The following is a 12,733-nucleotide window of genomic DNA, read 5'->3' on the forward strand; positions in this document are numbered from 1 at the left end:
AATTAAAGCAGTTCTTGGCTAACCTAAATAGTGCAACTTTAAAATGTACTTTGCTATTGACTCAAAAAATAAAAGATGCAGATTCGTTTATGCGCTTGCCAACATCGGATAAAGCAAGGGACAGTGTTTTTAATTCTTCCTGGGTGAACTTAGCATTTTTGCCATTCACGGTATTGCCATTAAGGCGTTGGTAAAACCATTGTGGCGTTTTTTTAAAATAGGTTTTTGCAAAGTACGACACAGACAATGCTGGCAATACATTTTTCAATTTCTCTTTCAATAGCAACGCATTAATTTCTTCTACAGTTTCCTTTGATGCTTTAATCATTGCTTTAGAAAATGCGGTAGGTTGTTTTGCTGCCAGCTCATCTATTTCTTTGTCTATTTCCGCCAACTGCTTTTTGTTGGCATACCTAAACTTCTCTTTTAGTTCTATAATTTTTTTATCCATAAAAAGTTTTTTATCCCGCACTCTCGAGGGCTTTTGTTTACAATTCTTTTAGCTTTTCAATAATCTGTTGAATTTGGTAGTTAAACTCGGCTTGCATTTTCGGTGGCACTTTTTTTAGTACCTCAGGTAAAAAAGCAAATCTTTTTCTAGTTGCTTTTTTGGTGATAATTTCTTTTGCATCCATCTTCTAATTTTTTAGCACTTCAAAAATAATAACAAATTTGTTATTGACAAGACTAGTACTCCACTTTTTTAAGCTTTTTAATTCCTTTTGGCAAATGTTTGCCTCAAATAATCGGTTAGTGGTAGCCTGTTGACCCACATGTTATATAGGGAGTGTCGCCTATACAGATAAAAGGGTTTTCGTAATCCCGCTAAAGGCAGCAAGTGATGGTTATTTGTTCAAGAAGCGACTAGTGTAAAACCAATTCCTTACTTTCACATCCCATCATTCCAATCATAATTCATGACCAAGCAGCAACAACAAGAAAAATTTACCGCAGCATACAATACCCTTAACCCCGAACAACGCCTTGCCGTGGACACTACCGAGGGCCCTGTGATGGTAATTGCCGGGCCCGGCACAGGCAAAACCCAGATTTTAAGCGCACGGATAGGCAAAATATTGAATGATACAGATGCGCAGCCCGAGAACATACTTTGCCTTACCTACACCGATGCGGGCGTTGTGGCCATGCGCAAGCGCCTGCTGCAATTTATAGGGGCCGATGCCTACAAAGTAAACATCTACACGTTCCATGCTTTTTGCAACGATGTGATACAGGACAACCTTGCCTTGTTTGAAAAAACTGCCCTCGATGCCATTTCCGAACTGGAAAGCATTGAGCTGTTTACCGATTTGATTAATGGTTTTGAGAAAGACAACCCCCTGAAACGCTACCGTGGCGATGTGTATTTTGAAATAAACAACCTGAAAAGCCTGTTCAGCACCATGAAAAAAGAGGGCTGGACGGCAGGATATATCAATGCATGCATAGACGAATACTTGGCCGATATAAAAACACGGGACGAATTTGTTTACAAGAAAGCCTACAAGCAGTTTAAAGCGGGCGACCTAAAGCAAAACAAGATAGACGAGGAAAACGAGAAAATGGGCAAGCTAAGGGCTGCCGTGAACGAATTTGCCAATTTCCAGGAGCTAATGCGGCAGCGCAACCGCTACGATTTTGACGATATGATCAACTGGGTAATAAAGGCATTTGAGGAAAACCCTTTCTTGCTGATGAATTACCAAGAACAGTTCCAATACCTGCTGGTGGATGAATACCAAGACACGAGCGGCACGCAAAACAAAATAGTGGCCTTGCTAATGGGTTATTGGGATGTGCCAAATGTGTTTGTGGTGGGCGATGACGACCAGAGCATTTACCGTTTCCAAGGGGCAAACGTGGAGAACATGCTTGCTTTTGCCCAGCAGTATGAAAAAGACCTGCTGAAAGTAGTGCTTACCAGCAACTACCGCAGCACACAGCCTATCCTGAACATTAGCAAAACACTGATAGAGCGCAACTATGAGCGGCTAGTGAACCAAGTGCCTGGCCTAAGCAAAGATTTAAAAGCGGCCAATGCCAAGTATACAGGCATTACCCATTTGCCTTTGCTAAAAGAATACGATACCCAGCGGCATGAAATGATAGACATAACCTTGCAGGTAGAAAAACTACTGCATGAAGGTGTGTTGCCCGGGAAAATAGGCGTTATATACAAAGAAAACAAGTATGGGGAGGAATTGGCTACTTATTTCAAGCTGAAAAATATCCCTTTTTACAGCAAGCGTAGCCAAAACCTGCTTGCCATACCTTTTGCACAGAAAATAATACTGCTGCTTCGTTATTTGGCCGCAGAGCATGATGCGCCCTATGGCGGGGACGAGATGCTTTTTGAGATACTGCATTTCGATTGGCTGCATATACCAGCCATAGATATTGCCAAGCTGTCGGTAGAAGTAAGCGGTAGGCTTTGGGGGGCCAACAAAACATCGCTTCGGGGCATTATTGCCGAGAAAAAGGCACAGCCCATGAAAGATCTATTCAGCTTTTCCATACACCCTAGCTTGGTTGCAGCCAGCAACTTGATAGAACAACTGATAAGCGATGTACCCAACATGACGTTGCAGCAATTGGTAGGCAAACTGGTAAAAGATGCAGGGGTATTGCCTTATATCATGGAACATGAAGATAAAATATGGCTGCTGCAGATAGTAACCGCCTTCTTCGATTTTATAAAGGAAGAAACCCGCCGCAACCCCTTTATTTCCCTGAAGGAAATGATAAAAGTGCTGGAATTGATGGACAAGGAGCAAATTGCCCTCCCCATAGTACAGGTAAGCGGCAGCGACAAAGGCATTAACCTGCTCACTGCCCATGGCAGCAAGGGGCTGGAATTTGAATATGTATTTTTTGCAGGTGCAAACGCCAGCAACTGGGAAAAGAAACGTAAGCCCGGCGGCGGCTACAGCCTGCCCGACACCATGTTTTCCTCACAGCCAAAAGACAAGGACAATGAGGAGCTAAGGCGGTTGTTTTATGTAGCACTTACCCGTGCTGAAAAACAATTAGCCATTTCATACAGCAAATACAAAATGGATGGCAAAGCCTTGGAGCCATCTATGTTTATTGCAGAAATACAGGAGGAACACCCATTGCAGGCGGAAACAGTTGCACTAGGCGAGGCTGTTGTATTTGAATTCAACGCCCTTGTGTTCGACAAAATATTAGCACCGGAAATAGGCCAACCAGAGGCAGATTTCATTACCCGGCTTTTGGATGGCTTTGCCATGAACGTAACGGCATTGAGCAATTACCTAAACTGCCCACTGAAATTTTATTATAACAACCTTATCCGCATTCCTTCTTCCAAAAACGAAGCCACGGAGTTTGGCAGTGCCATACACTTTGCACTGGAGCAGTTGTTCAAAAAAATGCAAAACAACAACGATACATTCCCCATAAAAGATGTTTTTGTAAGGGATTTTAGCTGGTACATGCACCGCCACAGGGAGTTTTTTACCAAGGAGCAATACGACCGAAGGATGGAATATGGCTATGAAGTACTGGGCAACTATTACGATACCTACATCAACCGTTTCCCCAAAGTGGTAAGCGTGGAGCGGATGATACGCAATGTGCTGGTAAAAGGTATCCCCCTGAAAGGGAAGCTGGACAAACTGGAATTTAATGGTAAAGAAGTAACCGTGGTGGACTATAAGTCTGGCGATGTTGACAAGGCAAAAGCAAAGCTGCTGCCCCCCCTTGACAAAGAACCCAACGGCGGCGACTACTGGCGGCAAGCCGTATTTTACAAGCTGCTACTAGATAATTATGACTTGAAAGACTGGAAGGTAACAGCCGTTGAATTTGACTTTATAGAACCCGACAAAAAGAAAAATTACCAGAAAAGCAAGGTTGTGGTTACGCCGGAAGATATTACCACCGTAACACAACAGATAACAACGGTTTGGGAAAAAATTCAAAACCGGGATTTTTACACGGGCTGCGGCAAGCCAGACTGCCACTGGTGCAATTTTGTAAAGAACAATAGTTTGGCTATTGCCTTGCATGAGATAGAGGAGGAGGGATAAGGAATTCAAATGAATCACTAACCTTATGCAGGTTTCCCACATTTGCCAAAAAATAACCACATAGGCACATAGCTTAATTTAAAAAGGAAAAAAACAGGAAGGGTGCATTTCAAAATTTCGTTTTTTGTTGTTTTCTATTTGTCAGAAACAGGGTAAATTTTAACTTTATTTATATAAGTAACCATCTTGGTGTTTATGGTTTAAAAAGAATCCTATATGGGGGAAATTTTGGTTACCCATGGGGGAATATTTCCCCCATATAGGATTTTTATTTTGGGCTATATAACTATATATGCCAACTTTGCATTAAAGGAGCAACTAAGGGCATCTTGGACTTGCCTCCCGCATCGGATGGTAGCTGGCTTAGGAAAATGATAATCCACCATCAAAATCTTATCAGGTTCTTATCAATAAACTATCATTTTCTTATAATGAAACTATCATTCCATTATCAATAGAGTATCATAAAATTCACTTAAATTATCATAAAAAATGAGGCTAAAAAAATATAAACAACTGAATATCAATGAGTTATTGAAAAAAATGGAAGTAGCAAAAAAAATAAATAACGGAAAAAGAAGAAAAATAACCCATTTCAAATCTTCGCTTAACTCTTCAATTTCCCCTGTTTTCTTTGCTTAAAACTATGTGGCTATATGCCTATATTGCGAAAAAAGACCCAAATAGTAACAAAAAAATAGCTCACTTTTTCTTTACTGGCCAAAATCTGCTTACTTTACACCAAAAGCCTGTATATGCAATTTGACAAAGAACGCCGCCGGGCAACTGTAGAGCAAATATTGGCTCGCCTGCTCCAGAATTTTTTTCAGGGCATTATTGTGCTGGCCCCTATTGGCATCACCATCTGGGCTGTTTTCTTTTTGTTCAATACGGTGGACAATATATTGCCCAATATTTTACATGCCATGGTGCCTGGCATTGTGCCAAAAGATGCAGAAGGCAACTTGGAAAAAATACCAGGCCTGGGGTTTTGCATGGTTGTTACTTTTGTGGTGCTGATAGGTTCTTTTTCATCTTACTTTTTCTTTGGCAAGACCGTGAGCTTCTTAAACAGGGTATTGCAAAAAACGCCTGGGGTAAAATTTATTTATTCCTCTGTAAAAGACATGATGGAGGCTTTTGCGGGCAACAAAAAGAAATTTGACAAGCCGGTGCTTGCCAATATTGACGGTGGGGATGTATGGCGCATTGGCTTTTTGACACAGGAATTGCTAGAAAATTTCGACATGGACGGCCATGTAGCAGTATATATACCCAATTCTTACGCCATTAGTGGCAATGTATTTTTAGTGCCTACCGACAAAGTAAAACCGCTGAATAAAATTAGTGCCGCCGATTCCATGAAATTTGCTATCAGCGGGGGGGTAACCCATGTTTAGGATGGTAGTTATCCTTACTTTTGACCAATGCAATACGATGAAAGTACAGTTATGTTTTCGCACGAGTATTTCATGCGGCAGGCATTGCGGGAAGCACAAGAGGCATTTAACAGGGACGAAGTGCCTGTGGGTGCACTAGTGGTGCTGAACAACCGCATCATAGCCCGTGGTCACAACCAAGTAGAACTGCTGAACGACAGCACGGCACATGCGGAGATACTAGCACTTACCACCGCTTATCAGGCACTTGGCAGCAAATACCTGCCCGATGCCACGCTGTATGTTACAGTAGAGCCTTGCCTTATGTGCTGCGGTGCCATGTACTGGGGCAAAATTGGCCGAATAGTGTATGGTGCCAGCGACGAAAAAAATGGATACAGGCATTTTACTACCACGCCTCCCTTGCACCCCAAAACTGAAATTGTTACAGGCATCTTGGCTGGTGAATGCGCTAGGCTGATAAAAGATTTTTTTAAAGCGAGGCGGTAGTTATGGATTATAAGTTATTAATTGCTTTATGTTGCAATAATAAAAATCCGCTTCAATAATAACTCATAACTCATTACTAAGGTACGTTTATATACTTATGCAACTGCAAACTCAGTTCCCATTTGGGGTTGGTTTTAATATAGTCCATAATCAAAGGCGTAACCAACGCTGCTTTGTCCCATTCGGGTTGCAGGTATAGTTTGCAGGTTGGCGAAACCTGTCCAGCGTATGTTTCTGCCCATTCAAAATCGTGCTTGTTAAAAACAACTACTTTCAATTCATTCGCAAATGGCACCACTTCGGGCAATGGGGCTTTGAACTTCTTTGGCGACAGGCAAACCCAGTCCCAATCCCCACTCAATGGTGAAGATCCAGAAGTTTCAATATTCGTGGCAAAACCTTTGGCATGAAGTACTTTAGTAAGCAAATCAAGGTTGTGTAGCAAAGGCTCGCCCCCTGTTACCACGGCAAGAACGCGGTTAACCGTTGACCGTTCACCGTTGACCGTTGACAGTGAACCGTCAACCGCCAAATCAACTATTGCATCTATTGAAAGTTGTGGGTGCTTGCTTGCGTCCCAGCTATCCTTCACGTCGCACCAAACGCAGCCCACGTCGCAGCCGCCAAGCCTGATGAAATAAGCCGCACGGCCTTGATAATAGCCCTCGCCTTGGATGGTATAAAAACTTTCCATCACAGGAAGGGTATGGGAGGGAGACGGTGTTGGTATGCTATTTATATTATTAATGATTGTATTAATTATTTTATTATTAGAATAATGTATTAAATGCTATGGCTAAAAATAAAAACCACCAAAAAAAACAAAACTACTTATTAAGCAAAAGGTAAACTTATAACGTAAAACGTAAAACTTCCTTGCGACTTATGACTTACCACTTACTACTTATGTATGCCTGCATCGTATTTTTCAGCAACCCAGCTATCGTCATCAACCCAACCCCACCCGGCACAGGCGTGATAGCAGATGCAATTGAGGCAACCTCGTCAAAAGCAACATCGCCTTTTATCCTAAAGCCTTTTTTGGCTGTTGGGTCATCTACCCGGGTAATGCCAACGTCTATTACCACTGCCTCGGGTTTTACCATATCGGCTTTTACAAAGCCAGGTCTGCCTAGCGCAGCTACAATAATATCAGCCTGCCTGCAAATTTCTGCAAGGTTAGGTGTATGAGAATGGCATAAAGTTACGGTACAGTTGCCATAAGGCAGGTTGCTGCTCAATAAAATGCTCATGGGTCTGCCCACAATATTGCTGCGGCCTATCACCACGGCATGTTTGCCTTTAGTATATATATTATAGTGCTCCAGCATCAGCATGATGCCATAAGGCGTGGCAGGTATAAAGGAAGGAAGCCCCTGTACCAGCTTGCCCGCATTGATGGGATGGAAGCCGTCTACATCCTTGGCAGGGCTGATAGTTTCTATCACTTTTGCCTCTCTGATATGCTTGGGCAGGGGCAACTGCACCAATATGCCATCTATCAAAGCATCATTGTTTAGTTCTTCAATTTTTTCAAGCAATGTTTTTTCGGCAATATCGTTTTCAAAGCGTATCAGGGTAGATAAAAACCCAACCTCCTCGCAATTTTTCACTTTGCTGGCCACGTATGTTTCGCTAGCACCGTTGTGGCCCACCAAAATTGCGGCCAAGTGCGGCCTGCGTTTGCCGTTTTTTACTAAAAGGGCTGTCTGTTCTTGTATGGTTGCTTTTACAGCAGCTGACGCAATGCGGCCATCTAATAATATCATGGGGACAAAGGTAAAGTTTTGCTTCTAACCTTCGTAAAACGATAAAAACGACATTATTTTTAAATTATAAAAAGAAACAATAATTTAACTAAAATTAGCGAAACTGGTAAAAAATAGGTAAAAAATTGCCATAAATGTTAAATTTCGCTTTAAAATGGTAACATTTTCTTAGTGTTTTATTAACGTTATAACATGATTACCTATCTTGCTACTCTAAAACAATTTGAACATGAAGAGAATCCTACTATTTCTGGTGGTGGCTGTAGGTTTATGCACCGCAGCTATTGCCCAAACGAAGCCCATTAAGGGGAAGGTTACCGATGAAAAAGGTGATCCTGTACCATTCGCAACAGTTAAAGTAAAAGGAGCAAAGGGGACGCAGGTAACAGACGCTGAAGGCTTTTTTACAATTAGTGCGCAAAGTGGCAGTAAAATTACAGTTACTTCTGTTGGGTTTGAGGCCAAAGATTATTCAATTGGCCAAGGAATGCCGATGATTGTTCTTTCAAAAGCATCAGGCGATTTGTCTGAAGTAATTGTAACTACTGCACTAGGTGTTAGGAAAAACCCAAAAGAGTTTGGTGGTGCAGCAACAGTATTAAGTAACAAAACCTTGACACAAGGTAAGGCTGTGGGAGTAGCACAGGCTTTGAATGGTAAAGTTTCTGGTGTAAATATTTCTACCACTAATAGTGGTGTTTTTGAAGATGCTAAAATTAATATCAGGGGTATTAGGTCGTTAACAGGTAATAACCAGCCGCTTTTGGTTATTGATGGTGCACCGACCCCATTATCATTCCTTTCTTCTATTCCTCCAGACGATATTCAAGATATTACCATTTTGAAAAGTGCCGTTTCTGCATCCCTTTATGGACCAGATGGCGTGAATGGTGTAATTGTGGTAACTACGAAAAAAGGTAATAAAAGGCCATCTGTTACATTTAGCACTACATATCAGTTTGATAGGGTTGCATACTTTCCTAAGCTGCAAAAACAATTTGGCGGTGGTGCTGGTGAAGTATTAGACCAATACGGTAACTTAGGTTATGTACCTTATGAAAACCAACAATTTGGGCCTGCTTTCGATGGTACTATTAAAGATATAGGTGTTACTTTGGAGGATGGGTCTATTCAAAGAGGTGTTTATTCAAATGCACATTATAAAGATAAGGTTAAGTTCTTTAATACAGGGTATACTTTGCAGAATTCTTTGAGTTTTTCTGGAGAGGATTTTTATCTAGGCATACAAGATGCCAATATTCATGGTATGACACCTAATGACCAAAACAGAAGGACTAGTCTTAGGTTTAATGGAGCTAAAAAATACAATAATTTTTCTGCTGATTATGGACTTAACTATGTATTGCAAAACTACAATGTGTTTAACGATGTAGGATCATCCAACTTGCTTGCAGGCACAGCTTTTAATGGTGGTATTTTAGATCAGATATTGCAGACTGCCAATAATATTCCTTTGTTAAGTTACAAAGATTGGCGCAATGATAAATTTGCTCAATTCTCTAATTATTATAACGAATTTGGTGTGAATCCATATTGGGAAATTGATAATTTGAGGAATAAAGGTCAGCAAAATTACATACAAGGTAATATAAACCTTAACTATCAATTGGCTTCATGGTTAAAAGCTACGGCTAAGGTTAGTACAACAGTTGGTTTCCAAAACAATTCAAGTACTATTGGACCAGTTGAAGTTACAGACTGGGCACATGCCAATAGGGACAACACAACCTATACAAATAGGCCGGGCGCTATTTCTTCTTCACAATCAACTGGGTCAAGAATAAATTTTGACTACTATTTAAGTGGTGATAAAGAAGTAGGAAAGGATTTTAAAGTTAAATACTTGGCAGGCGGTACTATTCGTCAGGATAAAGCTAAAGACGTTAGCGTAGGTGGAGCCAACTTAGTGGTGCCAAATTTGTTTAATGTTTCAGTGCGTAGTGGCGATGCTACTGTTCCTTCTTATCCTTTTGGCAACTTTGATATTACTAGCCGTCTTTTATCTTTTTATGGTAGCGTAGGTGTTGGTTACAAAGGATGGGCTAATATAGAGTTTACTGGCCGGAATGATTGGGACAGTAAATTGTTGAAAGAAAATCAATCATTCTTTTATCCTGGGGTAAGTGCTTCATTGATTCTTTCCGATGCTATTGAAGGGTTAAAATCTAGTACCCTTATTTCTTATTTGAAATTGCGTGGTGGGGTAGCTAAATCAGGTAACGTTAATTTGGCTGCATATCAATTGCAGGCAACATATTCTCAACCAGCGGGCTTTCCTTATGGCAATGTAGTAGGGTTCTCTGCTAATAATACTATTCCTGCTACAGATTTAAAACCAGAGTTTAATGTTACTAAAGAAGTTGGTATTGAAATTGGCTTATTGAAAAACAGGATTAACTTGGAAGGAACTTATTTCTATCAAAACAATACCAATCAAATATTAAATGTAACCCAATCTGCAGCTACAGGGTATAGCAATGCACTAAAAAATGCTGCTGATTTTAATAATTATGGTGTTGAATTAGATTTAGGATTAACGCCTTTAGTAAACCTTGGCAAAAAGACTTATTTAGACTTTAAGGTAAATGCTACCTATAATAATAATAAGGTAACAAAAACATTTGATAATGCACCTGTTGTTATTGGAGGTAATTCTGGATTTATTTCTCAGTTAAGGGGAAGTGCAACAGCCAACAATGTTGCTGTAGTAGGGCTTCCTGCATTTGCATTCCAATTAACCGATTACGAACGTGATTCAGCAACTGGAAAAGTTATTGTAGATTCAAAAACGGGTTATCCTTCAGTTGCCGCTGGCTTGGTTACAAAAGGAAGGTCTTTACCAACATGGATTCTTGGTTTCACGCCTACTTTTACAACGGGTGATTTAACCATCAGCATGACTTGGGATTTTAAAGGTGGTCATGATTTTTATGCAGGTGAAGGTGGAAATGCAGATAATTCAGGTATTTCTGCACGTAGTGCAGAATATGGCCGTCAAAGGTTTGTATTTCCTAACTCCGTTTATAAAGATGACAAAGGGAAATTTGTAAACAATACTAACATACAGGTTGCAGATGGTAATTATGGTTTTTGGACTAGTAATACCTACAATTTAGGTATTGCTACCAATTATTTCTCAAGTGCTGCTGCTTGGAGATTAAGGGAATTGAACATTTCTTATTCTTTACCAACACGCTGGTTAGGAAACGGAAAGGTAATTAGGAAATTAACGGTAAGTGCAGTTGGCAGAAATTTATTATTACTTGTTCCTAAATCTAATCAGTGGGGTGATCCCGAGTTTAACTATACTAGTACTGGTAACACTTATGGCATTAGTAGTTCATTCCAATCTCCTTCTTCAAGGTTTTTTGGTGGTACTATAGCCGTTCAATTCTAAACTAAAAAAAATATTAAAATGAGAAATATATTTAAAAAGCCTTTAGGCGCAACGATTTTACTTGGTGTAATTCTTTTCTCGAGTTGCAAAAAGGATACTTTTTTGAATGTGAACGAAGATCCTAACAACGTAACAGATAAGACTGTAACGCCTTATCTAATATTCCCTTCGGCAGTGAACCAAGTTGGTACAAGGCAGTTTGGCAATTTAGATTTCTTACAACAATGGATGGGTTATGAAGCACAATCTGGAAACTTTGTACCAGATCAAACTATTACTACATACAATACAAGTTATTCATATAATAATAATTTGTGGGCTAATGACTACGGTGCGTTATTCGATTTGCATCAAACAAAAGTGAAAGCGTATGCTGTTGGTGATTCTGGTATAGCTAGTGCTGCTATGATTATGTCTGTTCAAATTTTCCAAAATTTGGTAGACGCTTTTGGTGATGTGCCTTATTCTCAAGCGTTTGATAATGTGAAGTATCCTGCTCCTGCTTATGATAAAGCCCAGAACATTTATATATCATTACAAAAGCAGTTAGATTCTGCCATCAATTATATGTCTTCTGCAAGTGCAAGGGGAATACCAGCCAGCAATTTATTCACTGGTGTTGATATAGTGAAGAAAGGTGACAGTACTTTACCAGGTGATTTTGGTAAATGGATAAAATATGCAAATACAATAAAATTGAGAATGCTTATCCGCCAATCTGAAGTAGCTGGGTTTAATCCAACTACTGAAATAGCTAAAATTATAGCTCACGGTGGTGTTTTACATGCAGGCGAAACCATTAGTTCAAATCCAGGATATACAAACTCTGTAAATAAGCAATCTCCATTCTATGGTTCTTATGGATATGATGTAAAGGGGGCTGATGCCAATACTTCTGCGCGTGCCAATAGTTATTTTGTTGATTTGCTGAGTAATAATGGTGATGATAGGGTTTCGAGTTTTTATTCACCCATTGGAACAAGTGTAGTAGGATGTGTTTTAGGTGGCCCTGTTTTTAGCCCTAATGACCCAAATTCAAATCCCGATGGCACACATAGTTCTAAATTTGGTGATGGCTTAATTTATGATCCAGGACAAGATCAATGGATGATTACTTCTTTTGAAAGTATGTTTTTAGAAGCAGAGGCAATAGCTCGAGGTTGGATGCCCGGAGATGCTAAAAAGGCTTATGAGGCAGCTGTTACAGAATCTTTCGAATGGCTACATGTAGGTGGAAGTATTTCTAAAGCTAAGGCTTCTGCTTCAAATTACTTAGCTACATCTGCAATAGCACAGTATGATGCACCACCTGCTTATTTTTCATCTAAGGCACAATTTATCGCCTATCAAAAGTATATGGCTTTATGCGGGACTGATCCTATGGAAGCTTGGAGCGATTTAAGAAGACTAAATATGATACCAGATAAAGGATATATTTCTATAAATCCTGCAAAGGTTTCGAATTCTCTTCCAGTTAGGCTATTGTATCCTCAGACGGAGTATACAGCAAATGCGAAAAGCGTTCCTCTTGAAGTCCTTTCCGATGCATTTTCGAAGAAACTTTTTTGGCAACCTTAATTCAACCTTTATATTTAATGTTTAAAT

At 40.0% G+C, this 12,733-nt stretch carries 9 protein-coding genes; 5 read left to right on the top strand and 4 right to left on the bottom strand.

All coding sequences use genetic code 11. The annotated features are described in order from the left end of the window. Nucleotides 1-61: 61 nt before the first annotated feature. Both ACHFIY_RS04920 and ACHFIY_RS04925 read right to left on the bottom strand, forming a co-directional pair. A complete protein-coding gene (locus ACHFIY_RS04920; RefSeq protein WP_410844953.1) occupies nt 62-451 on the bottom strand; it encodes a DUF5053 domain-containing protein in 390 nt (129 codons plus the stop codon). A 37-nt stretch (nt 452-488) separates the two neighbouring features. Beyond that, nucleotides 489-635: a hypothetical protein gene (locus ACHFIY_RS04925; RefSeq protein ID WP_410844954.1), complete on the bottom strand. Its 147-nt coding sequence runs from the start codon at nt 633-635 to the stop codon at nt 489-491. A gap of 282 nt (nt 636-917) precedes the next feature. On the opposite strand from ACHFIY_RS04925, the gene ACHFIY_RS04930 reads away from it, so the two are divergent. The 3 genes from ACHFIY_RS04930 to tadA all read left to right on the top strand — a co-directional run bounded on the left by ACHFIY_RS04930 (nt 918) and on the right by tadA (nt 5,941). After that, on the top strand, nt 918-4,052 hold the full coding sequence (locus ACHFIY_RS04930; RefSeq protein WP_410844955.1) for an ATP-dependent helicase: 3,135 nt from the start codon (nt 918-920) through the stop codon (nt 4,050-4,052). Between the two features lie 755 nt (nt 4,053-4,807). Further along, nucleotides 4,808-5,452, top strand: a complete 645-nt coding sequence (locus ACHFIY_RS04935; RefSeq protein WP_410844956.1) for a DUF502 domain-containing protein — start codon at nt 4,808-4,810, stop codon at nt 5,450-5,452. 27 nt (nt 5,453-5,479) lie between these two features. After that, complete coding sequence (tadA, locus tag ACHFIY_RS04940) at nt 5,480-5,941, top strand: tRNA adenosine(34) deaminase TadA (RefSeq protein WP_410844957.1); 462 nt, start codon at nt 5,480-5,482, stop codon at nt 5,939-5,941. A 76-nt stretch (nt 5,942-6,017) separates the two neighbouring features. Here tadA and ACHFIY_RS04945 read toward each other — a convergent pair whose 3' ends face one another. Both ACHFIY_RS04945 and ACHFIY_RS04950 read right to left on the bottom strand, forming a co-directional pair. Next, nucleotides 6,018-6,635: a 7-carboxy-7-deazaguanine synthase QueE gene (locus ACHFIY_RS04945; protein ID WP_410844958.1), complete on the bottom strand. Its 618-nt coding sequence runs from the start codon at nt 6,633-6,635 to the stop codon at nt 6,018-6,020. Nucleotides 6,636-6,831: 196 nt separating this feature from the next. Beyond that, entirely contained in the window at nt 6,832-7,710 is an 879-nt protein-coding gene (locus tag ACHFIY_RS04950; RefSeq protein WP_410844959.1) for a bifunctional 5,10-methylenetetrahydrofolate dehydrogenase/5,10-methenyltetrahydrofolate cyclohydrolase, read from the bottom strand. Between the two features lie 229 nt (nt 7,711-7,939). On the opposite strand from ACHFIY_RS04950, the gene ACHFIY_RS04955 reads away from it, so the two are divergent. Both ACHFIY_RS04955 and ACHFIY_RS04960 read left to right on the top strand, forming a co-directional pair. Then, nucleotides 7,940-11,128 (top strand): SusC/RagA family TonB-linked outer membrane protein, encoded by a 3,189-nt coding sequence (locus tag ACHFIY_RS04955; RefSeq protein WP_410844960.1) that lies wholly within the window; start codon nt 7,940-7,942, stop codon nt 11,126-11,128. An 18-nt stretch (nt 11,129-11,146) separates the two neighbouring features. After that, a complete protein-coding gene (locus ACHFIY_RS04960) occupies nt 11,147-12,706 on the top strand; it encodes a SusD/RagB family nutrient-binding outer membrane lipoprotein (protein WP_410844961.1) in 1,560 nt (519 codons plus the stop codon). Nucleotides 12,707-12,733 lie beyond the last annotated feature (27 nt).

The sequence above is a fragment of the Parasediminibacterium schistidii genome, assembly GCF_046546515.1.
Taxonomy (GTDB): Bacteria; Bacteroidota; Bacteroidia; order Chitinophagales; family Chitinophagaceae; genus Parasediminibacterium.

Coding starts and splice junctions, on each gene's coding strand:
- ACHFIY_RS04920 (WP_410844953.1), bottom strand. CDS start 451: ATGGATAAAAAAATTATAGAACTAAAAGAGAAGTTTAGGTATGCCAAC.
- ACHFIY_RS04925 (WP_410844954.1), bottom strand. CDS start 635: ATGGATGCAAAAGAAATTATCACCAAAAAAGCAACTAGAAAAAGATTT.
- ACHFIY_RS04930 (WP_410844955.1), top strand. CDS start 918: ATGACCAAGCAGCAACAACAAGAAAAATTTACCGCAGCATACAATACC.
- ACHFIY_RS04935 (WP_410844956.1), top strand. CDS start 4,808: ATGCAATTTGACAAAGAACGCCGCCGGGCAACTGTAGAGCAAATATTG.
- tadA (WP_410844957.1), top strand. CDS start 5,480: ATGCAATACGATGAAAGTACAGTTATGTTTTCGCACGAGTATTTCATG.
- ACHFIY_RS04945 (WP_410844958.1), bottom strand. CDS start 6,635: ATGGAAAGTTTTTATACCATCCAAGGCGAGGGCTATTATCAAGGCCGT.
- ACHFIY_RS04950 (WP_410844959.1), bottom strand. CDS start 7,710: ATGATATTATTAGATGGCCGCATTGCGTCAGCTGCTGTAAAAGCAACC.
- ACHFIY_RS04955 (WP_410844960.1), top strand. CDS start 7,940: ATGAAGAGAATCCTACTATTTCTGGTGGTGGCTGTAGGTTTATGCACC.
- ACHFIY_RS04960 (WP_410844961.1), top strand. CDS start 11,147: ATGAGAAATATATTTAAAAAGCCTTTAGGCGCAACGATTTTACTTGGT.